Here is a 24166-nt window from a genome sequence, read left to right on the forward strand (position 1 = left end):
GCGTCGACGTTCACCTTGGTGCCGGCCGGGTAGTACTCCCGGCTGCGCCAGTGCACGCGGGCACCCCCGACCTCGTCGGGTAGCCACGCCCAGCTGCCCTCGACGGGCGGCTCGGCGGTGACCTTCAGCGCCCGCTCGACGGCGGCCTTGTCGGCGATCGGCCCGTCGAACTGGATGATCACCGGTGCCGCGACGCCTACCGTCTGGCCGTCGGCGAGCTGGAACCCGCCATCGATCACCTTGGTGGGTGCGACGGTTGTGATCTCGCCTTTCAATGGGAGGGCCTTGCCGTCGTGACCGACTGCCGTTCCGCTCCAGCTGTAGGTCGCGTCGTAGCCGAGCGGCTCGGTGACGGCATAGAGGGTGCGGTCCCGGTTGAGGGTGCCCGCGACCACCTTGCCGGCCGAGTTGGTCAAGGCGATGTGCTGGAACCAGCCGTCACGGATCTCGGCGCTGACCGGAGCGGTCGGCAACACCTTGGTCGACTTGTCCGCCGGCCGGTACGTCACCGTGGCTTCGGCCGCGGGTTTGGCCTTCTCGGACTGCTTGGCCGGTCCGCCGAAGCAGGCAGCTAACACGTTGGGCGCGAAGACGCCGACCGCCAGGGTCGTCAGTGCCCGGCGCCGGGTGACCGGCGAGAGGCCGCGCGCTGTGTCCACGACATCAAGATACCGGCGAAATCGACCTCTCTCCGCCGCGCAGGTCTTACAGCAAGCAGCCGACCAGCGCGGGTTCGGGCACCAATGTGACGCCAAACACGTCACGAACCCCGTCGCGGACGGTGCGCGCCAATGCCAGCACTTCGGCGGCGCTGGCTCCGCCGCGGTTGGTCAGCGCGAGCGCATGCTTGGTGGACAGTCGGCAGCGTGCGTCTCCGACGTCGGGGTAGCCCTTGCCGAAGCCGGCCTGCTCGACCAGCCAACCGGCGGCCAGCTTGACGCCGCCGGGTGCCGGGTAGTGCGGAACCGGGCGATCGCCGCCGTCGGCCAGCTTTTGGTAATGCTGCTGTGTGACAACAGGGTTGGTAAAGAACGATCCGACGCTCCAGGTGTCGTGGTCGGTTGGGTCGAGCACCATGCCCTTTCGCGCCCGCAGGGCTAGTACCGCCGCGCGTACCGCCGCGGGGTCGGCCCGCTCGCCGGCGGTGGCGTCCAGTGCGGTCACCAACTCGCCGTAGCGCAGCGGCGCGCTGCGACCCGAGGCGTCCAGCGCGAACTCCACCTCCAAAACGACAGCCGCATCGGAGTGTTTGAGCACGCTGGTCCGGTAGCCGAAACCAAGGTCGGCCGGCGCCGCCCAGCGGACCACCCCGCTGCGCCGATCCAGCAGCCGAACCCGGGTGATGGTGTCGGCCACCTCGACCCCGTAGGCGCCGACGTTCTGCACCGGGGTGGCCCCCGCCGAACCGGGAATGCCGGACAGGCATTCCAGCCCGCCCAGGCCGGCCGCGATGGCCGCGACGACAACGTCGTCCCACACCGCGCCCGCCTCGGCCCGCACGATGTCGCCCTCGACACGAACGTTGTTGTTGGCCAACCGAATTACGGTGAGATCGGTCAGCGTGTCGGCGATCACCACATTGGAGCCGCCGGCCAGCACCAGCAGCGGTTGAGCACCCTGGCCGTCGAGATGGCGCAGCGTCGCCACCACCTGCTCGGTGCTGGCGCAGGTGATGACCCGCGACGCGGCCGGACCGACCCGCAGCGTGGTCAGCGGGGCCAGCGGCATCGTCTCGTCCACGCGCGCACCGGCGAAAACCGTTCCCACCCCTCCCCCTTCAGACCCGGTTTCATGCGTCTTGACGGTAGCCTGACCTGCTATGCCGCGTTCGTTCGACATGTCCACCGATTACGTGGTCACCGTCGAGGAGGTTCTCCGGGCCTTCAGCGAGGAGCAGTACTGGCTGGCCCGGCTGGCCGATTCGGGTGCCGACGACACGATCCTGGATTCGCTCCAACTCGGCGGCCCATCCGGCGACGACGGCAGCATCGACGTGATCACCACCCAAGTGCTGCGCAGTGATCGGCTGCCGGGCGTGGTCACTCAGTTCCACCGCGGCGATCTACGCATCCGCCGCGAGGAGCGGTGGGAGCCGATCACCGACGGCTCCGCGACGGCGACGATCACCGGCTCGATCCTGGATGCGCCGGCGTCGCTGACCGGCACCGCGGTGCTGGATCCGCTGGCCGAGTCGGGCGGCGCACGGTTGAAGTTCCGCGCCACCGTCGAGGTGCGGGTGCCGCTGGTCGGCGGCAAGTTGGAGAACTTCATCGGCAGCCAGCTGGTCGAGTTGCTGATCGCCGAGCAGCGTTTCACCACGGTGTGGATCGGCGAAACGGCCTAGCACGCGAGCGCTCAGGCACCACCTTCGGCGGCATTGACGGCGCCGTTCAGCAGTTCGCCGATGACCCTCTTCAACACCGGCTTCAACAGCCAATCGAGGCCGGGAATCTTGGGTGTCGACCGTAGGTGCCAGCTGACCTCGGTTCCGCTGCCGGCTTCGCGCAGCTCGACCGTGCCGACGTGATCGCGCACCGGCGCCCCGGAGACCATCTTGTAGGCGTAACGGCTGGGTCGCTGGTAGTCGATGATCTCTTCGACGATCGGGGGCCCGAACGCCTCGATGCGTCTGATGGCACCCACGCCGTTGGGCGCGGGGGTTCCCTCGCGGTCCAGCGTGCTGCGACGGGCCGCACGCACGTAGTTCGCGATCCCGCGGTGGTTGGTCAGAGCGTCGAACACCGTCTCGATCGGCGCCGTCGTCGCTCGTGTGAGAGTGAACTCAATCATGGTCGCTGATTCTGGCATGCCGCCACGAGCGTCGACTTGGTGGGAACGATCGCGGGCGATTTCGCCCAACAACTCGACGCCGGCCAACCATCTAGGCTGGCAGTCATGCGGATCGCGGTGGCACAGATACTCAGTGGCACCGACCCTGCCGACAACCTGCGGCTGGTCCGGGACTACACCGGGCGGGCCGCCGAGGCCGGCGCCTCGTTGGTGGTGTTTCCAGAAGCGACGATGTGCCGATTCGGGGTTCCGCTGGCCCGGATCGCCGAGCCGGTCGACGGGCCGTGGGCCGACGGCGTGCGCCGGATCGCCGCCGACGCCGGCATCACGGTCGTCGCGGGCATGTTCACCCCAGCCGACCACGGCCGGGTGGCCAACACGCTGCTTGTTGCGGGTCCGGGCGCTCCGAATGAGCCTGACGCGCATTACGACAAGATCCACCTCTACGACGCGTTCGGGTTCACCGAGTCCAACACTGTCGCGCCGGGGCGCGAGCCGGTCGTGGTCAGCGTCGACGACGTCGGGGTGGGGCTGACCACCTGCTATGACCTCCGCTTTCCCGAACTGTTCAGCACGCTGGCCCGCCGCGGCGCCCAGCTGATCGTGGTCAGCGCCTCGTGGGCCGCCGGGCCCGGAAAGCTCGAGCAATGGACGCTGTTGGCCCGCGCCCGGGCGCTGGACTCAACCAGCTACATCGTCGCGGCCGGGCAGGCCGATCCCGGTGAGCCGCTGGCCTCCAGCGCGCCGACCGGAGTCGGCGGCAGCCTGGTGGTTTCGCCGTTCGGCGACGTGGTGGCCGCGGCCGGTGCCGGGCCGCAGCTGCTGGTCGCCGATCTCGCCCTGGAACGCGTGGCAAAGGCCCGCGAGACTATCGCCGTGCTACGCAACTACTCAGCCTTCGCTCATCCGGATAAGGCAGAATCGCCCAGGTGACGAATCCGCAAGGACCCCCACACCAGGACCCGTCCTCGATATGGGCTCGTCCGGGGGACCAGGATTCGCCCGCCCAGACGGAGCTGCCGACGGATTTTTCGTATTCGCCACCGGCTCCGCCGACATATCCGCCGCCGGCTCAGGAATACCCGGCTACCGCGCCCTTTGGTCAGCCGCCGTCGCAGGACACCACAGAACCCGTGAAAACCAAACGCCGCCGCTTCCGCTTCCGCGGCGACCCCGTGTCGGTCATCCTGGTTCTGGTCATCGTGGCGGCGCTGGTCATAGCCGGGCTGGTCGGCGGCGAGCTCTATGCCCGTCACCGCGCCAACGACGTCGTCGCCTCGGCGACCGCATGTGTGGTCCAAGACGGCGCCACGGCGTCCTTCGGCCCGAGCCCATTCCTGTTGCAGCACCTCGCCGGCCACTACAAAGACATATCGATCCACACCGCGGGACACCAAGTCCGCAACGCCAAGGGCATGAAGGCCGACATCAACATCAACGACGTCGACCTGCACGGCAACGCAGATTCCAAGGGCACCATCGGCGAGCTGGATGCCACCATCACCTGGACATCGCAGGGCATCCAGGAGACCGTGCAAGATTCCATCCCGTTCATCGGTGGCCTGGTCAACAGCGTGACTACGGACCCCAGCGCCGGGTCGATCGTGCTCAGCGGGGCGTTCGGGCTGGGCAGCGTCACCGTCAAGCCGCAGGTCGCCAACGGCGAACTGACGCTGCGGGTCTACAAGGTGACCGCGATGGGCGCAATCGTGCCGCACGAGACCGCGCAAGCGGCGCTCAACACGTTTACCTCGGCAATGCTCAAGAACTATCCACTGGGCATCCGGGCCGACAGCGTGCAAGTCACCAACGACGGTGTGGTGGCACACTTTTCGACGCACAACGCGTCGATCCCGGCCGCTCAGAACGACCCCTGCTTCGCCCATGTGTAGTGGAGGCTGCCAATGACGAATCCACCAGGTCCCCCGAACAACGAGCCACCGGAAAGAGGTCGTCCGCCCAGGCCCGCCGGACCGCCCAATCGCGGCTTTTTTCCGCGACGTCAGCCTCCACCGCCATCGGAATCACCGACGCGCCACATCCCCCAGCCCGGCCGGCCGCAGCCGCCATCGGCTCGTGACGTGCCGCGGCCGCCGCAGCCCGGGCGCCCGCCCGGTCGCCCGCCGCAACAGCCGGTGCCCCCGCCCAATCGGCCGCCGCAACAGGCCGGTCTGCCGCCCAACCCGCGGCCACAGCAGCCCGGTCCCCCGCGTCACCCGCACGAACAACTGACCACCCGGATATCGATACCGACACCGCCTCCGCCGCCCGCGGAACCAAAGGCGCCGGGCGGACGTCGATTTTTCGCCAATCGGACGTCGCTGTTGCTGATCCTGCTGATCGTGGCGCTGCTCGTCATCGCCGTGCCGGTCGGCGCGGAGCTGTATGCCCGCCAGCTCGCGAGCAGCAAGGTCGCGAACGCCGTGCAGTGCGAGGTGCAAGACAGCGCCAGCGTGTCGTTCGCCGCAGTCCCGCCGGTGCTGTGGCAGTACACCACCAGTCACTACACCGACATATCGGTGCAGACCGCGGGCAACCAGGTGCGGTCGGCCAAAGGCATGAAGGTCAGCCTCGACATCCGCGACATCAATCTGAACAGCACCAACAACTCCAAGGGCACGATCGGGTCGCTGAACGGCACCATCAGCTGGTCCGCGGACGGCATCAAGCAGTCGATCCAGGACGCCGTCCCGGTGCTGGGCAAGCTCGTCACCGGCGACGTCAAAACCAACACCAGTGACGGCACCGTTGAACTGAAGGGCCTGCTGGACAAAGCCACCGTCAAGCCACAGATCGTCAACAATGGGCTCTCGTTGCAGGTGGTCAGCTTGTCTGCGCTGGGCTCCACAATGTCAACGGACACGGTCCAAAAGAACCTGGACGAGCTCACGTCGAAAGCGACCCAGAACTATCCGCTGGGCATCCACGCCGATAGCGTGAAGGTCACCAGTACCGGGGTCGAGGCCACGTTCTCGTCCAGCAACGCCACTATCCCGGCGTCGTCGTCGCAGCCGCAGTCCGGTCAGGACTGCTTCAGCGGGATCTAGCCTGCCGGGCAATTCAACCCAGACCGTCCAGCACAGCGCGGGTGCCCGACAGCCCGAGCCGGGTCGCACCCGCATCGATCATCGCCAGGGCTGCGTCGGCCGTGCGGATACCACCGCTGGCTTTGACCCCCAGCCGTCCCCCGACGGTGTCGGCCATCAACGCGACAGCGGCCACCGACGCGCCGCCCGCGGGATGAAATCCCGTGGAGGTCTTCACAAAATCGGCGCCGGCGTCGACCGCGGCACGGCACACCGCCACCAGTGTGCGTTCATCGGCGAGCGTCAACAGCGCGGCCGACTCGACGATCACCTTCAGCACGGCGCCCGGCACCGCCGCACGCACCACCGCGATGTCTGACCGCACGGCATCGATGTCGCCGGCGACCGCGGCCCCGACGTCGATGACCATGTCGATCTCGCCGGCGCCGGATGCGACGGCCTGCGCGGCTTCCCGCGCCTTCAGTTCGGGCAGGTGTTTGCCCGACGGAAAGCCCGCCACCGCCGCGACCAGCACCCCCGCGTGCGTTGCGTTGGGCACCATCGACGGCGAGACGCAGACCGCGCAGACCCCCAGCGCCGCGGCTTCGTCGGCGACCGCGGCCACCTCGGCGGCGGTGGACTCGGGTTTGAGCAGCGTGTGGTCGACCAGGGCGGCCACCTGCTCGCGGGTCAATCGGCCGGGCATCAGAACGGCTCGTGCCCGCCGCCGGGATTGCAGCCGGAGCTGACCATCGTCGCGTCATCGACAACCGGCCGCCACGGCTCCAGATTCCAACTGACCTTGCCGGGTTGGGCGATCTCGGCGAGTTCCCAATGGCAGAGGAACTGCGGGCGCATGCCCGGGGTGTCGGCCTGTGGCGCCAGCGCAAGCACCTCCGACCAGGCCTCGTCGGCTTCGGGTCCCGACGATCCCAGACGCCTGGCCGCGGCCCGGCCGGACGCCGTCGGATAGACCCGCAGACTCGACAGTTGGTTCCATTGCGCCCATTGGATGCGGTCGACGAACGGCGTCGGGTAAACCAACGCGCCAGAACCCGGTTCAGCGGACGCGGGAGCAATACCCGACAGCGCGCCGACAGCCGTCGCCGCGAGGATCAGAACTCGCATATCGCTATCGCGACTTGCCCTGAATCTCAAGAAGTTTGGGCCGCACGTCAACCAGGTAGACACCTGCCGCGCACGCACCCACGGTCGCCCCCAGCGCACTGAGCATCATGGTCAGCGGCACCGAGAGGCCCAAGATCAACAACCACACTGGTTTGGTCATCTTGTCGGCGGCCGTGTAGGCGTCGGGCCGCTGCATGGCCGCGTGCACGAAGGCGTAGAGCGCTGTCATCGCCACGGCGACCTGCAGGACCAAAAGGACGCTATTCACAAGACTCACGCAGTAAGGGTAAGCGGGCGGCGCCAGAAACGTCGACTCCGAGTCACCCGGTGGGGCGACTCGGAGTCGAGTGGTCAGTCGGTCGGATTACTTCTGGGTGACCTTCTTGGCCGGGGCCTTCTTGGCCGGGGCCTTCTTGGCGGGAGCCTTCTTGGCCGGAGCCTTCTTGGCGACGGCCTTCTGCGCCTTTTTGGCGGCCGCGTCGGTCTTCTTCGGCAGCTCGATGCCGACCAGCTTGGCGGCGCGTTCGCCGACCGCGCGGGTCTGCGACGCAACGGTGCCCAGGGCCTCCTGGGTCAGCTCGACGGCCTGATCCACGTAGCCCTCGGCACGCGCCGAGGCGTCGTCCAGACCGGACTGGCTGCGCAGCCGCTCCAGTGCGGCCTCACCGCGCTCCACCAGTTCGTTGTAGCGAGAGGTCGCCGCCTCGACGTAGCCCTCTGCGGCGCTGCGCAGCTCCTCAGCGGTGAATCGGTCGCGCAGGTCGCGCAGCTGCTCGGGCAGGTCCTCCTGCAGCTTGGTCAGGCGAGCCCGGCTCTCCTCGACCCGGCTGCGGGTGTCGGTGCGAGTCTCCTCGGCGCGCTCACGCAGCTCGGCGAGCAAGTCGTTGACCGTGGCCAGGGCAAGGTCGGCGGCGCCCAGTGCAGCGAGCAGCGGGGCCTTCAGGTCGTCGATGGCCGGGTTGGTGTTGTCCGCCATGGTGTTTCCTTTCGTCATTCTCGTTGTGCGTCAGTGGATTTGCGTTGGGCTTCCGGGTTTATCCAGAGGTGATCTCCCCCCGGGCAGCCTCATTTTGTTGAACGAAGGACGTGTAGATGTCCAGCAGGACCTGCTTCTGCCCCTCGGTGATCGTCGTGTCGGTGACGACGGCGTCACGGACTTCGCTTCTCGGGCCGGGTTCGAGCATTCCGGCTTGCACGTAGAGCACCTCCGCGCTGACTCGCAGCGCCTTGGCGAGCTGGTTGAGCACACCAGCGGACGGCTTCCGCAAACCACGCTCGATCTGGCTGAGGTAGGGATTGCTGACGCCGGCTTTCTCCGCCAGTTGTCGCACCGATACCTGAGCTGCTTCACGCTGCGCTTTGATGAAGCTGCCGATGTCCGACGCAGCGGTGGACACCACGGCGGCAAGGTTTTCCTCTTGCGACATGGCGGCCCCTTTAGTCCTGAGCGTCGGCTTGGTTGGTGCGAACGCCGCCCACGGTAGCTAACCAGTGCTAGCTTTTGCAAGCACTGTTAGCAGGGCTCAGAACAGCAGCTGCGCGATCGCGTAGATGGCCAGCCCGGCCAGCGAGCCCACCACAGTGCCGTTGATCCGGATGAACTGCAGGTCACGGCCCACATGTAGCTCGATACGCCGACTGGCCTCCTCGGCATCCCAGCGCTCGATCGTGTCAGTAATGATCGCAGTGATCTCTACCCCATACTGAGCGACCAGATGCTCAGCGCCCCGCACGATCCAGTTATCCACCTTGTCCCGCAGCCCGGCATCGTCGCGCAGTGACTCACCGATGCGCACGACCGCGTCGGTGATGCGGCTGCGCAGTGCACTGGACGGGTCGTCGACCCCCTCGAGCACCAGTCGCTTGAGTGTCTTCCACGCCGTCGCCGCGGCGTTGGTGACCTCGTCGCGCGACATCAACTGCTCCTTGACCGCCTCGGCCCGGGCAATGGTCGCGTCGTCGTGCTGCAGGTCGTCGGCGAATTCGAAGAGAAAACGAGTCGCCGACCGGCGCAGTTCGTGTTCCGGATTGCGGCGCACCTTGTCGGTGAAGTCCATCAGCTCGCGGTGGATGCGGTCGCCGACGAGATGGTCGATGAACCGCGGCGACCAGGTCGGCGAGTCGCGCTCGATCACGCGCTGAATCACCTCTCCGGCGTTCAGCGACCATTGAAACGCCCGATCGGCCAGCAGCTGGATGAGGGCCTCCTGCCGGTTCTCGGCAAGCAACGTGGACAACACCCGGCCCACCGGCGGACCCCACTGCGGCTCGGCGATGCGCTGCACGATCACCCGGTCGATCACCTGCTGGACGTCGTCGTCGCGCAGCAGTTCCACCAGCACCCGCAGCACGGTTGCCGACTCGGCGGCCACCCGCTCGGCGTGCGCGGTCTCCGACAGCCACTTGCCCAGCCGGCTCGGGATCTGCGCGTCGCGAAGCTTGGTCTCCACCACCTGAGGTGACAGGAAGTTCTCCCGCACGAAATTACCCAGGCCCTCACCGAGCTGGTCCTTCTTGCGCTTGATGATCGCGGTGTGCGGAATCGGGATGCCCAAGGGGTGCTTGAACAATGCGGTCACAGCGAACCAGTCCGCGAGAGCACCGACCATGCCGGCTTCCGCGGCGGCGCCGACGTAGCCGACCCAGGCGGCGCCGGCCCCGGCGGCCTGCGCCCACCGGCAGCCGAGGAACACCACGGTGGCGCCGACCAGAAAGCCAAGTGCCACAACCTTCATTCGCCGTAGTGCCCGCTGCCGGTCGGCATCGGCTTGCGGGTCGGCCCCGGCGAATGACTCCGCGAAGGATGCGGGTTTGGTCGGCTCCTTCTCCGGCGGCATTTCCGGATCGGTGCGCGCCGTCGGCGGGCGCCGCGGCTCGGCTCGGTGTTTGGGTCCCGAGGCGGGTCTCCCGTTCAGTCCGACTGACACCCCACCATCATCCGCTATCGACGTCGAAGTTCGGTGACGACGCCGGCCCCGGACCTGCACAGGGAACCCGGTGGTTCGTCGTGGTAACTGTTACCGTCCCGCGGGCACAACGCTGTTCTATGAGGTACAGCCGAGAAACAGTCGGATATTACCCGTACCATCAGGAGCATCGAGTGGATAGGAACCGGCGATAGTGGCAAAGCAGATCCCGGCCGGGACAGTAAAAACCGATGGCCGGAAGCGACGTTGGCACCAGCACAAGGTGGAACGCCGCAATGAGCTGATCGACGGGACGATCGAGGCCATCCGGCGGCGTGGTCAATACGTCAGCATGGACGAGATCGCCGGAGAGATCGGGGTCTCCAAGACCGTGCTCTACCGCTACTTTGTCGACAGGAACGACCTGACCACCGCGGTGATGATGCGGTTCGCGCAGATCACCCTGATCCCCAACATGGCCAAGGCGTTGTCGTCGAACCTGGACGGCTTCGACCTCACCCGAGAGATCATCCGGGTCTACGTGGAAACAGTGGCTTCTGAGCCGGAGCCCTACCGGTTCGTGATGGCCAACAACTCGGCCGGCAAGAACAGGGTGGTTGCCGATTCCGAGCGAATCATTGCCCGCATGCTCGCGGTAATGCTGCGCCGCCGCATGCGACCCGAGGGGATGGACCTCGGCGGCGTCGAGCCGTGGGCCTACATGATCGTCGGCGGGGTGCAGTTGGCCACCCACTCGTGGCTGCTGGACCCGCGGATGACGTCCGACGAGTTGATCGACTACCTGACCATGCTGAGTTGGAGCGCACTGTGCGGGATTGTCGAGGTCGGCGGCTCGCTGGAGAAGTTCCGCGGCCAACCGCATCCCTCGCCGATTGTGCCGCCACTAGCTGATTAGCGGACTACGTTGGCGCCCATGAGCGACGTGAAGGCGCGATCTCGCATCAGCTCGTGGGCCTACGCCCTGCGCACCACCAATCCGCCGCCGGACGGACCGGTCGACGCCGTCACCCGGTGGCTGGTCGTCACCCGCGCGGCGGTGCTCCCGATGACGCTGTTCGCCGGATTGGTCGCCGCACTGTTGGCGGTGGGAAAACGCGGATTGGATTGGCGTTGGCTGGTTCTCGCGATCGCCGGAATCCTGCTGGCGCATACCGCCAATAACCTGATGAACGATCTGTACGACACCCAGACCGGCACCGACAGCGCCACCTATCCGCGTGCGCTCTATGCCCCGCATCCGGTGCTCTCGGGACTGGTCAGCCGTCGCACCCTGCTCATCGCGATCGGGCTGGTGAATCTGGCCGATCTGGCGATCCTGATCGTGCTGACCTGGGCGCGGGGCTGGCCCGTCGTGGCATTCGCGCTCTCGGGTTTCGTGTTGAGCTTCGCCTATACCGCGCCGCCGCTGCGCCTGAAGAAGCGCGGACTCGGCGAGCCGGACGTGCTGGTGGTCTGGGGTCCGCTAATGATCTGCGGCACCTATTACTCCGCGGTCGGCAACGTCGGCTGGGACGTGCTGCTGGCGTCACTGCCCTACGGGCTGCTGTGCACGACGGTGTTGATGGGCAAGCACATCGACAAGATCCCCTACGACCAGCCGCTGGGGATCCACACCCTGCCGGTCATCGTCGGTGAAGCCCGGGCCCGCGCGGTGACGCTGGCGATGATGGTGGGGTTCTACCTGCTGGTGGTGGCCGCGGTACTGGCAAAGGCGATGCCGTGGCCGGCGCTACTGGTGGCCCTGGCGCTGCCCCGGCTGGTCAAGGTGTGGCCGTATTTTCGCCGCCCGCCGCCCGACGAACCGCCGGCTGGGTTTCCGGTGTGGCCGCTGTGGTACGCGGCGCTGGCCTGGGTGCACGTGCGCCAAGCAGGCGCCTTGCTGGTGGCGGGCCTGGCGATCGGTGCGGTGCTGCCGGCCGACTTACTCGGCTCCCTGTACCACTTCTCGCACGTGTACTGGCAGACGTCGCCGTAGCCCGGATTCGAACCCGAAGCGCTAGTTCTTCACCAGGGTGAACTGGCCGACCTCGGAGATGTTGCGCTGGAAGAAGTCGGAACACCCGGTCAGATAGTGCATGTAGCGGTCGTAGACCTCTACGGAGGTCACCGCGATGGCCTCGTCGCGCGCGGCTTCCAGTCTTGTCGCCCAGGTATCGAGGGTGCGGACGTAGTGCGGGGTGATCTTCTGCAACAGCTCTACCGAAAACCCGGCATTACGTGAGTATTCGACGACGTCCTCGTCGGACGGCACCGCGCCGCCGGGAAAGATCTCGGCGGCGATGAACCTCATGAACCGGAGGTCGCTCATGGTGATCGGGATGCCCATCTCCGGCCAGCGCTTGAGCGGGTGTCCCATGATCGTCTGCAGAACCATCCGGCCGTCACTCGGCATGACGCGATAGCACAGATCGAAGAACGCCTTGTAGCGCGATTTGGGGAACGCCTCGAACGCTTCGATGCTGACGATGCGGTCGACGGACTCGTCGAACTCTTCCCAGCCGCGCAGCAGGACTCGGCGCGTGCGGCCGGTGTCGATCTGATCAAGCACCTGCTGCCCCAAGGCGTACTGGTTCTTGCTCAAGGTCAGCCCGACGACGTTGACGTCATAGCGTTCGATGGCGCGTTTCATGACCGAGGCCCAGCCGCAGCCGACGTCGAGCAGGGTCATGCCGGGTTGCAGTCCGAGCTTGCCGAGCGCGAGGTCGATCTTGGCGATCTGGGCCTCTTCCAGCGTCATGTCATCGCGTTCGTAGTACGCCGAGCTGTAGGTGCGCGTCGGGTCTTGGAACAGGCCGAAGAAATCGTTGGAGAGATCGTAGTGGGCTTGGACGTCCTCGTACGCCGGCCGCAATTTCGACGAGCCGTCCGACCCGCTGTCCGTCATCTGAGATTGGCCTTTCACCGTCAATCGTATTCAGCTCGTTGGGTTTTGCTTTCCCGAACGATCTGTATAACGCACCTTCCTAAATCCGGCTACGCGGGGGCCTTTTCACAGGTGAATTGACAGACGTCGGTATAGCCATTACGGAACAGGTCGGCGCAACCAGTGAGGTATTTCAGGAAGCGCTCATAGATCTCCTCGGACGTGATGGCGACGGCCTCGTCCTTCTTCGACTCCAAGTTGCTCGCCCACGTGTCGAGGGTGCGGGCGTAATGCGGGCGTAGCCGCTGCTTCCGGGTCACCGTGTAGCCCGCCTCGACCGCGTGATCTTCGACTTGGGCGGCCAGCGGCAGACGACCGCCGGGATAGATCTCGTCCATGATGAATTTGATGAACCGCACCCGCGACATGGTCAGCGGTAGCTGTCGCTCTTTGATCTCCTCGTCGCTCGGGATGATGATGGTGTGCAGCATCATCACGCCGTCGTCGGGCATCAAGTTGAACGTCTTCTTGAAGTAGTCGTCGTACTTGTTGAAGCCGAAGTGCTCGAACGCGCCGATTGACACCACTCTGTCGACCGGTTCGTCGAAGTCCTCCCACGGCTGCAGCCGCACTTCCATGTGACGCTTGCTGGTCGAATTCGCGAACCAGTGGTCCTCGATGTGCTGCTTCTGGTTTTCCGACAGCGTCAATCCGATGACATTGACGTCGTACTTTTCCACCGCCCGCATGATCGTCGAGCCCCACCCGCAGCCGATGTCGAGCAGTGTCATCCCGGGCTTCAGGCCGAGCTTGCCGAGCGACAGGTCGACCTTGGCCCGTTGCGCCTCTTCGAGCGTCATGTCGTCGCGCTCGAAGTACGCACAGCTGTAGGTCTGGCTCGGGTCCTGCCACAGCCTGAAGAAGTCGTTCGAGATGTCGTAGTGGAATTGGACTTCCTTGGCGTTCGACCCGCGGGTCTGCGCCGCGGACTTCGACAACCACTTGGATTGAGCACTAGTTGCTGCGCTTGAGGTATCTGCCACCGTTTGTCCTGAATTATCGGAGATTACGAAACGCGACTGTGCCGTAGGCTCGACACGAGCATGAGGTTACGCCCCACCCTTGAGAAGTAAGGGTAGCCCCCGCGGTCAAATCGGCATGTCGGCATCAGTATTTTCCGAACGCGAGAGCGACGTTGTAGCCGCCGAAGGCGAATGAGTTGCTCACCGCGTACCGGTAGTCACCCGGCCGCGCCTCACCGGTCACGACATCCAGTTCGATCTCCGGGTCGAGGTTCCGCAAGTTCAGCGTCGGCGGGATGACGCCGTCGCGCAACGCCAACACGGTCAGAATCGACTCCACCGCGCCGACCGCACCGATCGAATGGCCCAGCGCCGCCTTCGGGGCGTAGACCGCGGGCGCGTGCGCTCCCAGCGCTCGGTTGATGGCTTTCGCCTCGGCCAGGTCGCCGGCGGCGGTGCCGGTGGCGTGGGCGTTGACGTGGTCGATGTCACCCGGGGCGAGTCCGGCGAGCTGTATCGCTCGCGTCATCGCATGGCCGGCCTGCTCACCGCTGGGGTCGGCCAATACGGGCTGGTAACCGTCTGAGGTAATGCCGGCACCCATGAGTCGGCCAATGATGTTGGCGCCGCGGGCTTTTGCGTGTTCCTCGGTTTCGATGAGCATCAGCGCACCCGCTTCACCGAACACAAATCCGTCGCGATCTTTGTCGAATGGGCGGCATGCGCCGGCCGGGTCCTCGTTATTGGTCGACAGCAGGTCCTGGAGGGCGAACGCCGCGACGGGGACCGCCTCGATCTGGGCCTCGACGCCGCCGCAGATCGCGATGTCGGCGTCGCCGAGCACGATGCTGCGCCACGCCACAGCGATCGCTTCGGCGCCGGAGGCGCAGGCGGACACCGGGGTGTCGATGCCCGCTCTGGCGCCCCGTTCCAGCCCGACGGCCGCGGCGGCAGCGTTGGGCATGGCCTTCTGCACACCCAACGGGGAAATCGCTCGGACACCTCGTTCGCGGAAGTCGTCACTGACCCTGACGAACTCCTCGGTCGAACCCATCCCGGTGCCGATGGACACCATCAACCTGTTGGTGTCGACGTCGAGCGAGCCGGCCTTCTCCCACAGTCGCCGGGCGACCACCGTCGAGATCTTCTGCAGGAACAAAAACCGCCGCAGTTCGATTCGCGTCAACTGCTCGTTGAAATCCTCGAGCAAATGCCCGCCAATGCGGACCGGCAAGGCGAATCGATCGACGAACGCGTCATCGAGCCTGCGGATCCCGCTCTGCCCGTCCAGCAACCGCTTCCAGGTGTCACCGACGTCGGTGGCGAGCGCAGTCGTCATCGCGACACCGGTGACAACTACATCGGCGAGACCATTTCCGGTCGACAGCTCCGCCATGGGCTTGCTTCGTTCCTTTGTCGATGGCTTTTCGGCAACCCTCTTAGCCATGACCCGGTAACGACCAAGGGTAAACCTCGTGCGGCCGGCTCGCGCCGGGATATGCCGCAGCCCGCCTATTCAGTACGAGTAGAAGCCCTTGCCGGATTTCTTTCCGAGCTGCCCGGCCTCGACCATGCGTTGCAGCAGCGGCGGCGGGGCGTAATGCGCGTCCTTGAGCTCGTCGAACATGGCGTCGGCGATCAACTTCATGGTGTCGAGCCCGATCAGGTCGGAAAGCCGCAACGGACCCATCGGATGCGACAGCCCGGCAACGACGGCGGTGTCGACGTCCTCCACCGACGCAACGCCCGATTCGACCATACGAATGGCCGACAGCAGATACGGCACCAGCAGCGCGTTGACGACGAAGCCGGAGCGGTCACCGCAGCGCACCACCTTCTTGCCGAGCACCTGACTCGCGAAGTGTTCGGTGCGCGCCACGGCCTCGTCGGTGGTGACGAGCGTGCTGATCAACTCCACGAGCGGCAGTACCGGAACCGGATTGAAGAAGTGCAGACCGAGCACGCGGCCCGGATTCTTGGTCGCCGCAGCGATCTTCATGATCGGGATGCTCGAGGTGTTGGACGCGAGCACGGCGGTCGGGTCGGTGATGACGTCGTCGAGTTCGGCGAAGACCTTCGCCTTGATGGCCTCGTCCTCGATGATCGCCTCGATGGTCAGTTGACGGTCGGCGAGGTCGGACAGCTTGCTGGTGTAGCGCAGCCGCGCGAGTGTCTCCTCGTGTTCGGCGGCGGCCAGCTTGCCCTTGCTGACGGCCCGCTCCAGCGATGCCTCGATCCGGGCCTTGCCCGCGGCGGCCAGCTCCTCGGTGGGCTCGAAGACCACCACGTCGGTGCCGGCCTTCGCCGACACCTCGGCGATGCCCGCGCCCATCTGCCCGGCACCGAGAACGCCAACGCGGTCAATCGCATTGCTCACTTCGACTGCTCCTCCTCAAACGCGCGAGCAGACGCAGAATCGCATCAACTGGGCTGCAGGAGTGCGATTTTGCGTCTGCTCGGCAGACTAACTCAGCTGCTCGGCTCAGTGGCTACCGCTGTCGGTTCCACCTCGCCTCGCAGCAGAAGCTGCTCGGCTCAGTGGAACTGACCCTGTTCGGTCGAGCCGGCCAGTGCGGTGGTCGAGCTGGTCGGGTCGACGGTGGTGGCAATCCGGTCGAAGTAACCGGCGCCGACCTCGCGCTGGTGCTTGGTGGCGGTGTAACCGCGCTCCTCGGCGGCGAATTCGCGCTCCTGCAGCTCGACGTAGGCGCTCATCTGGTTGCGGGCATAGCCGTAGGCCAGATCGAACATCGAGTAGTTGAGCGCGTGGAAACCGGCCAGCGTGATGAACTGGAACTTGAAGCCCATCGCGCCGAGCTCCTTCTGGAACCGGGCGATCGTCGAGTCGTCCAGGTGCTTGCGCCAGTTGAACGACGGCGAGCAGTTGTAGGCCAGCATCTGGTCGGGGAACTCGCTCTTGACGCCCTCGGCAAAGCGGCGGGCCAGGTCGAGGTCCGGAGTGCCGGTCTCCATCCAGATCAGGTCGGAGTACGGCGCGTAGGCCTTGGCGCGGGCGATGCACGGCTCCAGACCGTTCGTCACCCGGTAGAAGCCCTCGGCAGTGCGCTCACCGGTGATGAACGGACGGTCGCGCTCGTCGACGTCCGAGGTGATCAGGGTCGCGGCCTCGGCATCGGTACGGGCGATGACGACGGTCGGCACGTCGGCGACGTCAGCCGCCAGGCGAGCCGAGGTCAGGGTGCGGATGTGCTGCTGGGTCGGGATCAGCACCTTGCCACCGAGGTGGCCACACTTTTTCTCCGAGGCCAGCTGGTCCTCCCAGTGTGAGCCCGCCACACCGGCGGCGATCATGGCCTTCTGCAGTTCGTAGACGTTGAGCGCGCCACCGAAGCCGGCCTCACCGTCGGCGACGATCGGGGCCAGCCAGTTCTCCACCGAGGTGTCACCCTCGACCTGGGCGATCTCGTCGGCGCGCAGCAGGGCGTTGTTGATCCGGCGGACCACCTGCGGCACCGAGTTGGCCGGGTACAGGCTCTGGTCGGGGTAGGTGTGGCCGGACAGGTTGGCGTCACCGGCGACCTGCCAACCAGACAGGTAAATCGCCTTCAGGCCGGCGCGCACCTGCTGGACGGCCATGTTGCCGGTCAGCGCGCCGAGCGCGTTGACGAACTCCAGGTCGTGCAGTTGGCTCCACAGCACCTCGGCGCCGCGACGGGCCAGGGTGGCCTCCTCGACGACCGAGCCCTGCAGGGCCACCACGTCGGCGGGGGTATAGGTGCGGGTGATGCCCTTCCAGCGCGGGTTGGTGTCCCAGTCTTTCTGGATCTGTTCGGGGCTTTTCGGCGTGCCAACGCTCGACATAGCACTGCTCCTCAAGGTTGTGATCTGAGGACCTCGGATTTCCAGGCTTGCTAAGGACCCCAGCATCGTGCTGATCTACTAAGCCGAAGATGGCACAGGTCAGCGCTGCAGGTCCACCCATTTCTATGCCAAGTTTGGCTAGGGGCCGGCCACTTTTTGCAAAGTTTGCGAAGGTACGAAGTAACTGAAACGGTTCAGTTTCTACCAGCGGGTAACTTAAATTCGCAGGTCAGGCCAGCCGTTTGCATAACGCTTGTACGGTTAGAGCGGGAAGATCGCCGCGACCGCTTTGACCTCGTCGGCGACCGCATATGTGAGCGTTCTAACAGTGCGGTCGGCCAGGTTCTGACCGAAGCGATCGGTCGAGCCGGGCAGGTGGACGTGGGAGATGATCTCCAACTTGTCCCCCAACGCCACCGGCGCATCGTGCTCGATGACCACCCGCAGCGGCGCCTTGAGCAGCTCCGGGAACGACCACAGGTAGTCCTCGATCACACTCCAGTACACCGAGTTGTTCATGTGGTCGAAAAGGTCGATGTCGGTGACCCGAACGGGGAACTCGTGGATCTCCGCGGCGTCGTCGCGACTGCCGGCAGTCAGGTATGCCTTCCACCGCAGCCGGTCGACCTCGGTGGTCTTGCGCAGGCCCTCGAGAAAGTCGTCGGAGATGCGCGACGGCATCTGGGTCTCGCGGTTGATGTTGATCCAGAACGCCTCGGACTCGACCAGGCCGCCCTCGCGCTTCCCGTCTATGCGCACCCGCATCTCACACCACCGGTTCGAGGTACCCGAACACCAGCGGCGCATCCGCAACATGTCGCCGAACTCCACCGGGCGCAGCAGGTCGATCATCGTACGGCGCACAATCCACAGCGGATGAGTCTCCTCGAACCCCATCTCGCGCAATTGATCCTGGCCGATGTCCTGGATGTGGCGGGCTGACGCGTCGAACCGCAACCGGCCCTCCCGGTCGATGTCGGCGACGCGTAGCGGCCATTCCCGGTCGAAGACGTCGGGATGCCCATCGAGCACCGGCATCATCACTTTGTCCATGCTCACGGCTTCACTCCCCGCTGCTCCTCATGCTGGGCCTGTCTCGCGCAACCCGACATAATCCTTGCTAGCCAGGCGGCCAAGCTTAGATTCCCGCAAGCCGGAATGATGCCAAATGACCTTGCCGCGGCGCCAATCCTCAGCGCCGTGCAAATTTCGCTAACCCGGTCTTCGCAACGCTGGGTACGCTGGTCAGATGGCCAAGACATTCGTTGGCTCGCGCGTCCGGCAGCTGCGCAGCGAGCGTGGGTTCAGCCAGGCCGCGCTGGCGCAGATGCTGGACATCTCACCGAGTTATCTCAACCAGATCGAGCACGACGTCCGGCCGCTGACCGTCGCGGTGCTGCTGCGCATCACCGAGGTCTTCGGTGTCGACGCCACCTTCTTCGCCTCGCAGGACGACACCCGCCTGCTCGCCGAGCTGCGCGAGGTCACTCTCGACCACGACCTCGGCGTCGAGGTGGATCAGTCGGAGCTGGCCGACGTGGTGGGCTCGCACCCGGCTCTGGCCCGGGCCTTGGTCAACCTGCATCGTCGGTACCGGCTGACGACCACACAGCTCGCGGCCGCCACCGAAGACCGTTTCTCCGATGGGAGCGGCAGCGGTTCGATCACCATGCCTCATGAAGAAGTGCGCGACTACTTCTATGAGCGACAGAATTACCTGCACGAGCTGGACACGGCAGCCGAGGAGCTCACCGTGCGGATGCGCATGCACCGCGCCGATCTGGTGCGCGACCTGTCCGACCGGCTGACCTCGGTGCACGATGTCCACATCAAGCGAATCGATTTGGGGCACAACGTCCTTCATCGCTACGATCCGGAATCGCGGACGCTGGAGATCGGCGGACACCTGCCATCGGGTCAGTACGCGTTCAAGCTCGCCGCAGAGCTGGCCTACCTGGAGCACGGGACGCTCATCGACAGTCTGGTCGACGAGGGAAACTTCACCAGCGACGAGTCCCGCAAGCTGGCCCGCCTCGGGCTGGCCAACTACTTTGCCGCCGCAACGGTGCTGCCGTACCGGCAGTTCCACGACATCGCTGAGAATTTCCGCTACGACGTCGAGCGGCTCTCGGCGTTCTACGCGGTGAGCTACGAGACCATCGCCCACCGGCTGTCGACGCTGCAACGGCCGTCGATGCGCGGCGTGCCGTTCTCGTTCATCCGCGTCGACCGCGCCGGCAATATGTCAAAACGCCAGTCGGCCACCGGTTTTCACTTCTCCTCCAGCGGCGGCACCTGCCCGCTGTGGAATGTCTACGAGACGTTCGCCAACCCGGGCAAAATCTTGGTGCAGATCGCGCAGATGCCGGACGGGCGCAATTACATGTGGGTGGCCCGCACCGTCGAGCGGCGGGCATCGCGGTATGGTCAGCCCGGTAAGACCTTCGCGATCGGGCTGGGCTGCGAACTCAGGCACGCCCACCGGCTTGTCTACTCGGAAGGACTCGATTTGTCCGGCGACCCAAACGTTTCAGCCACCCCGATCGGCGCGGGCTGCCGGGTCTGCGAACGCGACGACTGTCCGCAGCGGGCGTTCCCCGCGTTGGGCCGGGCACTGGATCTCGACGAGCACCGCAGCACGGTCTCGCCGTACTTGGTAAGGCAACCGTGACCGATTTGACGGGCCGGATCCCGGCGGGCGGCTTCCGCGAACTCGGGCCGATCAACTGGGTTTTGGCGAAGTCGGCCGCCCGCACCGTGCGCGCACCCAAGATGCATTTGTTCGCCACGCTGGGCCAGCACAAGCGGCTGTTCCTGTCGATGATGCCGTATTCCGCGCTGCTGTTACGGGGCCGATTGCCGCGGGTCGACACCGAGCTGGTGATCCTGCGCGTCGCCCACCTACGCGACTCGGAGTACGAGCTGCAGCATCACCGTTGGATGGGGCGCCGGCGCGGGCTCGACGACCAGACACAGGAGCTGATCTTCGCCTGGCCCAACACCCCGGGAGCCGCCGACGGGCTCACCGACCGGCAACAGACACTGCTGCGGGCCACTGACGAGTTCACCCTGAGCCGTTCGATCAGCGCCGAGGTCTGGCAGCAGCTGTCCAAGCATCTCGATCGGCGTCAGATCATCGAATTTTGCCTGCTTGCAGGACAATACGACTGTCTGGCCGCAACGATGTCGGCCCTGCAGATTCCGCTAGACCACCCGGGTGCTCACAAGTAGCTGCTGACCAGCACAGCCACCGACAGCACAACCGGGATTACCGGCAACGCGAATGCGAATGATGCCAGCGTGGCATTCCCCCGCCCCTGCAGCCGCCGTCCCCACAGCGTCGTGCCCAGCGCGAACGCCACCGAGACGACCAGCACCACCGGACCCCACAGGCCCACCGTGGTCACGTCATTTCCGATCGTGAACGCCACCAACCACAGCACATGACCAGCGAGAAGACCGCCGAGCGCGGCCCAAATCGATTCGGCTCGCAGCGCTTTAGATCTGGCCACTTCGCCATGTTAGCGTCAGAAGTTGATCATGTGTCCGGTCAGGCCGTGGAAGCACTCCTGCAACGCCTCAGACATCGTCGGATGGGTATGGACGTTGCGCGCCAACTCGTTTGCGGTCAGATCCCACTTCTGCGCCAGCGTCAGCTCGGGCAGCAGCTCGGAGACGTCGTGGCCGACCAGGTGTCCGCCCAGCAATTCGCCGTGCTTGGCGTCGGCGACGAGCTTGGCGAAACCGCTGGGGTCGCCCACGCCGTGCGCTTTGCCGTTGGCGGTGAACGGGAATTTGGCGACCACCACGTTGTAACCCTCGTCGCGGGCCTGCTGTTCGGTGAGCCCGAAGCTCGCGACGTTCGGCTGGCAGAACGTCGCGCGCGGCAGCATGCGGTAGTCGCCGAGGGCCAAAGTCTCTGCGCCGCCGATGGTTTCAGCTGCAACCACACCCTGTGCCTCGGCGACGTGCGCTAACTGCAGCAACCCGGTGACATCACCGATGGCGTAGATGTGGTCGACGTTGGTGCGCATGTAGTCGGTGATGCCGATGGCTTTGCGGTCGGTCAGCGCCACCCCGGCCGCCTCCAGCCCGAAGCCGTCGACGTTGGGTGCAAATCCGATGGCCTGCAACACTTTCTGAGCCTTGAGTTCTTCGGCATTGCCGTCTTTGCTGACGGTCACGGTGACCACGGATCCGTCGTCGGCGATCGACTCGACCTTGGTGCCGGTGAGGATCTTGACGCCGAGTTTCTTGAACTGCTTTTCGATTTCCCTGGAGGCATCGATGTCTTCGTTGGGCAGCGCGCGCGGCAGGAACTCGACGATGGTCACGTCGACGCCGTAGTTCTTCAGCACGTAACCGAACTCGATGCCGATGGCCCCGGCGCCGGCGATGATGATCGATTCCGGCAGCTCGCGGGACAGGATCAGTTCCTCGTAGGTGACCACGTTCTTCGACAACGAGGTGCCGGGGACCAGCCGGGTGCTGCTGCCGGTGGCGATGATGACGTTGTCGAAGCTGACGGCCTCGGTTCCACCTTCATTGAGTTCGACTGACAGCGTGTGGGCGTCGGTGAACTTGCCGTAACCGTGGATCTCGGTGATCTTGTTCTTCTTCATCAGGAAGTGCACGCCGGCCACCCGGCCGTCGGCCACCTTGCGGCTTCGGTCGAAGGCGGCGCCGTAGTCGAACGTCACCTCACCGCTGATGCCGAAGGTCTTGGCTTCCTTGTTGAAAAGGTGCGCGAGTTCGGCATTGCGCAGCAAAGCCTTGGACGGGATGCAACCGACGTTGAGGCAGACTCCGCCCCAGTATTTCGGTTCGACGACGGCGGTATTCAGTCCCAGCTGCGCGGCGCGGATGGCCGCTACGTATCCGCCGGGTCCGGCTCCGAGCACGACAACGTCAAAGTGGGTCACGGCCCCTACCCTAATGGCCGGACACCGGGCATCAGCCGGCCAGCCATTCATCGATCCGGTCGTCGAAGCCGTCGGCGACGCGCAGGTTGCGACCCGGCGCCTGAGCAAGCCAGCCACGGTCGATGAACGCACTGGTGATGGCGGCAGGAAGCGCCCCGGCCAGGTGGATCCGGCGGTCGGTCCAGTAGACGCAGCAGCGGGCGAACACCCGTCGGCTGGCCCGCAGCGCGGCCAGGTCGATCCCCAGTTGGTCGACCAGGCCCTGCCCGTGGTCGGTGAGCTCGTGGTCGCGGTCGTCGAGGTGGCGGATCGCTCCGATGGCCAGCAGCCGGTCGCGCAGTTGCACGCCGCGGCGGCCGGCCAGGTGGTCGTAACACGTACGCGCCTCGGCCAGCGCGCAAGCGGCCCGCTGCCGATCGGGCGAGCGCACCGGGGCCGGCGGCGCGATCTGCGCGATGGCCTCCAACACCGTGGCCACCTCTGGGTTGACGATCTCGTGATAGCGGTGCCGGCCTTGGGCCCGGACCCGGATCAGGCCTGCCTCGGTGAGTCGGCGCAGATGCACCGAGGCGGCGGCGGGCCGCACCCCGGCTCGCCGCGCCAGCTCGCCGGCGGGCAGCGCCCGCCCGCCGACCAGGGCGGCAAGCATGGCCGAGCGGGTGGGGTCTTCGATCACGCTGGCAATGGAGGTGAGGTTGCGATCAGCCTGCGGCCCGCGGGCCGTAGATCGGCGCGTGTCGCTCACCCCGCCAGCCTTGCACAGCGATAGTTCGACTGCTCAGTACGGCAGCACGCCCGCCAGGCAATGACGCTGGCTGTGTTGGCAGTAGAACGCACCGTAGACCGGGGCTGCGGCGACAACGGATGCGAACACCGCCGAGATCAGCGCGATGGCCACCGCCGACACCAGCGGCCGGTCGGGCACCATCGCCAGTATCAGACCGGCGACCGTGCACCCGACGACATAGATCAGAACGACGAAGACCACTGCGGTCTTGTGCCGGGAGCCGTCGTGGCTCCACCAGTAGAACAGGCCGGCACCGACCGCCGCCGCCGGAACCCAGACCGTAAGCAGCATCAGCAGGAACTGCCACCACCGCACGTATTCATACCGGCCGGGCAGCGCGCTCGACGATGCGGGAAGCTCCTCGGACGGCGGTGCGTCGGTCGTCGCGGTGTAGGCCGCCGGGGGGAAGCTGCCGACCTGCTCATCCGCCGGCTCAGTCGCGGGGGCGTCCGACCGTCGATGCCACCACCGGCGCCGACGAGGCGGCGGCACGGGCTCGATCAGCTCAGGCTCGGCTCGCTGGTGTACGCCGGTGTCGAAGCTCGGCTTGTAGGGCTCGGTCAGCGGCATCGATTCGGTGTCCGGGCGTTCGTGATCAGGCACGGGTCACGACCTCGACCAGTGCGAGCACGCCGAACCATCCCGGCGCCAGGGCCAGGATGAACACGCCCAGTGCGGTCAGCCACCGGTGCCGGGCCAGCAGGATCACCAGTAGCCCGACGGCGCTGGGGAAGCCGACCACCAATCCGATGGCGACATCGGGGCGCATCCGGGCGTGGTCCACGGTCAGTGCGGCCGTTCCGCCCAGCAGCCCGGTGGCGACGCCGAGCAGCATCGCGCTGGTCAGAAGCCAGGGCCGCGGCAGCGGTATCACGGTTA

28 protein-coding genes are annotated in these 24166 nt (G+C 66.0%); 8 read left to right on the forward strand and 20 right to left on the reverse strand.

Annotation, left to right across the window (positions count from 1 at the left end):
- Positions 1-659 (reverse strand): Ig-like domain-containing protein (locus VGG53_RS23700; RefSeq protein ID WP_331520567.1); only part of this gene is annotated, 659 nt, incomplete at its 3' end.
- Between the two features lie 46 nt (positions 660-705).
- On the reverse strand, positions 706-1839 hold the full coding sequence (locus VGG53_RS23705) for a UDP-N-acetylmuramate dehydrogenase (protein WP_414689047.1): 1134 nt from the start codon (positions 1837-1839) through the stop codon (positions 706-708).
- Here VGG53_RS23705 and VGG53_RS23710 point away from each other — a divergent pair.
- The gene (locus VGG53_RS23710; protein WP_331520569.1) at positions 1820-2344 is read left to right on the forward strand and encodes a DUF2505 domain-containing protein; all 525 of its coding nucleotides are present in this window, start codon (positions 1820-1822) and stop codon (positions 2342-2344) included. The two genes, VGG53_RS23705 and VGG53_RS23710, sit on opposite strands and share 20 nt — an antisense overlap.
- An 11-nt stretch (positions 2345-2355) precedes the next feature.
- Here the strand turns inward: VGG53_RS23710 and VGG53_RS23715 are convergent, their stop codons facing one another.
- The gene (locus tag VGG53_RS23715; RefSeq protein WP_331520570.1) at positions 2356-2790 is read right to left on the reverse strand and encodes an SRPBCC family protein; all 435 of its coding nucleotides are present in this window, start codon (positions 2788-2790) and stop codon (positions 2356-2358) included.
- 105 nt (positions 2791-2895) lie between these two features.
- Between VGG53_RS23715 and VGG53_RS23720 the strand changes: the two genes are divergently transcribed.
- The 3 genes from VGG53_RS23720 to VGG53_RS23730 all read left to right on the forward strand — a co-directional run bounded on the left by VGG53_RS23720 (position 2896) and on the right by VGG53_RS23730 (position 5837).
- Positions 2896-3723: a carbon-nitrogen hydrolase family protein gene (locus VGG53_RS23720; protein WP_331520571.1), complete on the forward strand. Its 828-nt coding sequence runs from the start codon at positions 2896-2898 to the stop codon at positions 3721-3723.
- A complete protein-coding gene (locus VGG53_RS23725; RefSeq protein WP_331520572.1) occupies positions 3720-4682 on the forward strand; it encodes a DUF2993 domain-containing protein in 963 nt (320 codons plus the stop codon). Before VGG53_RS23720 ends, VGG53_RS23725 begins: the two co-directional genes overlap by 4 nt.
- Before the next feature lie 189 nt (positions 4683-4871).
- A complete protein-coding gene (locus VGG53_RS23730) occupies positions 4872-5837 on the forward strand; it encodes a DUF2993 domain-containing protein (protein ID WP_331520573.1) in 966 nt (321 codons plus the stop codon).
- A gap of 13 nt (positions 5838-5850) precedes the next feature.
- Here VGG53_RS23730 and deoC read toward each other — a convergent pair whose 3' ends face one another.
- The 6 genes from deoC to VGG53_RS23760 form a co-directional block, all read right to left on the reverse strand.
- Positions 5851-6522: a deoxyribose-phosphate aldolase gene (gene deoC / locus VGG53_RS23735; RefSeq protein WP_331520574.1), complete on the reverse strand. Its 672-nt coding sequence runs from the start codon at positions 6520-6522 to the stop codon at positions 5851-5853.
- Positions 6522-6944, reverse strand: a complete 423-nt coding sequence (locus tag VGG53_RS23740; protein ID WP_331520575.1) for a DUF2599 domain-containing protein — start codon at positions 6942-6944, stop codon at positions 6522-6524. Before VGG53_RS23740 ends, deoC begins: the two co-directional genes overlap by 1 nt.
- A 4-nt stretch (positions 6945-6948) precedes the next feature.
- Positions 6949-7173 (reverse strand): DUF2516 family protein, encoded by a 225-nt coding sequence (locus VGG53_RS23745; RefSeq protein ID WP_414689050.1) that lies wholly within the window; start codon positions 7171-7173, stop codon positions 6949-6951.
- A 135-nt stretch (positions 7174-7308) separates the two neighbouring features.
- Entirely contained in the window at positions 7309-7920 is a 612-nt protein-coding gene (locus VGG53_RS23750; protein WP_331520576.1) for a heparin-binding hemagglutinin, read from the reverse strand.
- A 58-nt stretch (positions 7921-7978) separates the two neighbouring features.
- Entirely contained in the window at positions 7979-8371 is a 393-nt protein-coding gene (locus VGG53_RS23755; RefSeq protein WP_331520577.1) for a helix-turn-helix transcriptional regulator, read from the reverse strand.
- A gap of 96 nt (positions 8372-8467) precedes the next feature.
- Positions 8468-9781 carry a DUF445 domain-containing protein gene (locus VGG53_RS23760; RefSeq protein ID WP_331520608.1) on the reverse strand — a complete coding sequence of 438 codons (1314 nt, stop codon included), beginning with the start codon at positions 9779-9781 and terminating at the stop codon, positions 8468-8470.
- A 283-nt stretch (positions 9782-10064) separates the two neighbouring features.
- On the opposite strand from VGG53_RS23760, the gene VGG53_RS23765 reads away from it, so the two are divergent.
- Together VGG53_RS23765 and VGG53_RS23770 are read left to right on the forward strand one after the other, a co-directional pair.
- The gene (locus tag VGG53_RS23765; RefSeq protein ID WP_331520578.1) at positions 10065-10766 is read left to right on the forward strand and encodes a TetR/AcrR family transcriptional regulator; all 702 of its coding nucleotides are present in this window, start codon (positions 10065-10067) and stop codon (positions 10764-10766) included.
- A gap of 18 nt (positions 10767-10784) precedes the next feature.
- Complete coding sequence (locus VGG53_RS23770) at positions 10785-11846, forward strand: prenyltransferase (protein ID WP_331520579.1); 1062 nt, start codon at positions 10785-10787, stop codon at positions 11844-11846.
- Between the two features lie 21 nt (positions 11847-11867).
- On the opposite strand, the gene VGG53_RS23775 is transcribed toward VGG53_RS23770, so the two are convergent.
- The 6 genes from VGG53_RS23775 to VGG53_RS23800 all read right to left on the reverse strand — a co-directional run bounded on the left by VGG53_RS23775 (position 11868) and on the right by VGG53_RS23800 (position 18637).
- Positions 11868-12755, reverse strand: coding sequence for a cyclopropane mycolic acid synthase family methyltransferase (locus tag VGG53_RS23775; RefSeq protein WP_331520580.1), 888 nt, complete (start codon positions 12753-12755; stop codon positions 11868-11870).
- Positions 12756-12844: 89 nt separating this feature from the next.
- Complete coding sequence (locus tag VGG53_RS23780; RefSeq protein ID WP_331520581.1) at positions 12845-13777, reverse strand: cyclopropane mycolic acid synthase family methyltransferase; 933 nt, start codon at positions 13775-13777, stop codon at positions 12845-12847.
- Between the two features lie 124 nt (positions 13778-13901).
- Positions 13902-15152 carry a KasA/KasB family beta-ketoacyl-ACP synthase gene (locus VGG53_RS23785; protein ID WP_331520582.1) on the reverse strand — a complete coding sequence of 417 codons (1251 nt, stop codon included), beginning with the start codon at positions 15150-15152 and terminating at the stop codon, positions 13902-13904.
- Between the two features lie 120 nt (positions 15153-15272).
- Complete coding sequence (locus VGG53_RS23790) at positions 15273-16133, reverse strand: 3-hydroxybutyryl-CoA dehydrogenase (RefSeq protein ID WP_331520583.1); 861 nt, start codon at positions 16131-16133, stop codon at positions 15273-15275.
- Positions 16134-16291: 158 nt separating this feature from the next.
- A complete protein-coding gene (aceA, locus tag VGG53_RS23795) occupies positions 16292-17578 on the reverse strand; it encodes an isocitrate lyase (protein ID WP_331520584.1) in 1287 nt (428 codons plus the stop codon).
- Between the two features lie 261 nt (positions 17579-17839).
- The gene (locus tag VGG53_RS23800; protein ID WP_331520585.1) at positions 17840-18637 is read right to left on the reverse strand and encodes an acyl-[acyl-carrier-protein] thioesterase; all 798 of its coding nucleotides are present in this window, start codon (positions 18635-18637) and stop codon (positions 17840-17842) included.
- 190 nt (positions 18638-18827) lie between these two features.
- On the opposite strand from VGG53_RS23800, the gene ramB reads away from it, so the two are divergent.
- Together ramB and VGG53_RS23810 are read left to right on the forward strand one after the other, a co-directional pair.
- Positions 18828-20249 carry an acetate metabolism transcriptional regulator RamB gene (gene ramB / locus VGG53_RS23805; RefSeq protein WP_331520586.1) on the forward strand — a complete coding sequence of 474 codons (1422 nt, stop codon included), beginning with the start codon at positions 18828-18830 and terminating at the stop codon, positions 20247-20249.
- Positions 20246-20809: a carboxymuconolactone decarboxylase family protein gene (locus VGG53_RS23810; protein WP_414689048.1), complete on the forward strand. Its 564-nt coding sequence runs from the start codon at positions 20246-20248 to the stop codon at positions 20807-20809. The genes ramB and VGG53_RS23810 overlap by 4 nt, the downstream gene beginning before the upstream one ends.
- On the opposite strand, the gene VGG53_RS23815 is transcribed toward VGG53_RS23810, so the two are convergent.
- Genes VGG53_RS23815 through VGG53_RS23835 form a run of 5 tightly spaced genes read right to left on the reverse strand, consistent with a single transcriptional unit; the run spans position 20800 to position 24161 of the window.
- Entirely contained in the window at positions 20800-21090 is a 291-nt protein-coding gene (locus VGG53_RS23815; RefSeq protein ID WP_331520587.1) for a hypothetical protein, read from the reverse strand. The two genes, VGG53_RS23810 and VGG53_RS23815, sit on opposite strands and share 10 nt — an antisense overlap.
- A 15-nt stretch (positions 21091-21105) precedes the next feature.
- Positions 21106-22500: a dihydrolipoyl dehydrogenase gene (gene lpdA, locus VGG53_RS23820; RefSeq protein ID WP_331520588.1), complete on the reverse strand. Its 1395-nt coding sequence runs from the start codon at positions 22498-22500 to the stop codon at positions 21106-21108.
- 31 nt (positions 22501-22531) lie between these two features.
- Positions 22532-23245: a helix-turn-helix transcriptional regulator gene (locus VGG53_RS23825; protein ID WP_331520589.1), complete on the reverse strand. Its 714-nt coding sequence runs from the start codon at positions 23243-23245 to the stop codon at positions 22532-22534.
- 33 nt (positions 23246-23278) lie between these two features.
- Positions 23279-23890 carry a hypothetical protein gene (locus tag VGG53_RS23830; RefSeq protein WP_331520590.1) on the reverse strand — a complete coding sequence of 204 codons (612 nt, stop codon included), beginning with the start codon at positions 23888-23890 and terminating at the stop codon, positions 23279-23281.
- Positions 23883-24161: a putative holin gene (locus tag VGG53_RS23835; RefSeq protein ID WP_331520591.1), complete on the reverse strand. Its 279-nt coding sequence runs from the start codon at positions 24159-24161 to the stop codon at positions 23883-23885. Before VGG53_RS23835 ends, VGG53_RS23830 begins: the two co-directional genes overlap by 8 nt.
- Between the last annotated feature and the right edge of the window lie 5 nt (positions 24162-24166).

This window comes from Mycobacterium sp. (assembly GCF_036490025.1).
In the GTDB taxonomy this organism is placed as follows: domain Bacteria; phylum Actinomycetota; class Actinomycetes; order Mycobacteriales; family Mycobacteriaceae; genus Mycobacterium.

Coding starts and splice junctions, on each gene's coding strand:
- VGG53_RS23705 (WP_414689047.1), bottom strand. CDS start 1,839: ATGTCGAACGAACGCGGCATAGCAGGTCAGGCTACCGTCAAGACGCAT.
- VGG53_RS23775 (WP_331520580.1), bottom strand. CDS start 12,755: ATGACGGACAGCGGGTCGGACGGCTCGTCGAAATTGCGGCCGGCGTAC.
- VGG53_RS23720 (WP_331520571.1), top strand. CDS start 2,896: ATGCGGATCGCGGTGGCACAGATACTCAGTGGCACCGACCCTGCCGAC.
- VGG53_RS23715 (WP_331520570.1), bottom strand. CDS start 2,790: ATGATTGAGTTCACTCTCACACGAGCGACGACGGCGCCGATCGAGACG.
- VGG53_RS23710 (WP_331520569.1), top strand. CDS start 1,820: ATGCCGCGTTCGTTCGACATGTCCACCGATTACGTGGTCACCGTCGAG.
- aceA (WP_331520584.1), bottom strand. CDS start 17,578: ATGTCGAGCGTTGGCACGCCGAAAAGCCCCGAACAGATCCAGAAAGAC.
- VGG53_RS23755 (WP_331520577.1), bottom strand. CDS start 8,371: ATGTCGCAAGAGGAAAACCTTGCCGCCGTGGTGTCCACCGCTGCGTCG.
- ramB (WP_331520586.1), top strand. CDS start 18,828: ATGGCCAAGACATTCGTTGGCTCGCGCGTCCGGCAGCTGCGCAGCGAG.
- VGG53_RS23740 (WP_331520575.1), bottom strand. CDS start 6,944: ATGCGAGTTCTGATCCTCGCGGCGACGGCTGTCGGCGCGCTGTCGGGT.
- VGG53_RS23745 (WP_414689050.1), bottom strand. CDS start 7,173: ATGACAGCGCTCTACGCCTTCGTGCACGCGGCCATGCAGCGGCCCGAC.
- deoC (WP_331520574.1), bottom strand. CDS start 6,522: ATGCCCGGCCGATTGACCCGCGAGCAGGTGGCCGCCCTGGTCGACCAC.
- VGG53_RS23770 (WP_331520579.1), top strand. CDS start 10,785: ATGAGCGACGTGAAGGCGCGATCTCGCATCAGCTCGTGGGCCTACGCC.
- VGG53_RS23750 (WP_331520576.1), bottom strand. CDS start 7,920: ATGGCGGACAACACCAACCCGGCCATCGACGACCTGAAGGCCCCGCTG.
- VGG53_RS23760 (WP_331520608.1), bottom strand. CDS start 9,781: ATGCCGCCGGAGAAGGAGCCGACCAAACCCGCATCCTTCGCGGAGTCA.
- VGG53_RS23785 (WP_331520582.1), bottom strand. CDS start 15,152: ATGGCGGAGCTGTCGACCGGAAATGGTCTCGCCGATGTAGTTGTCACC.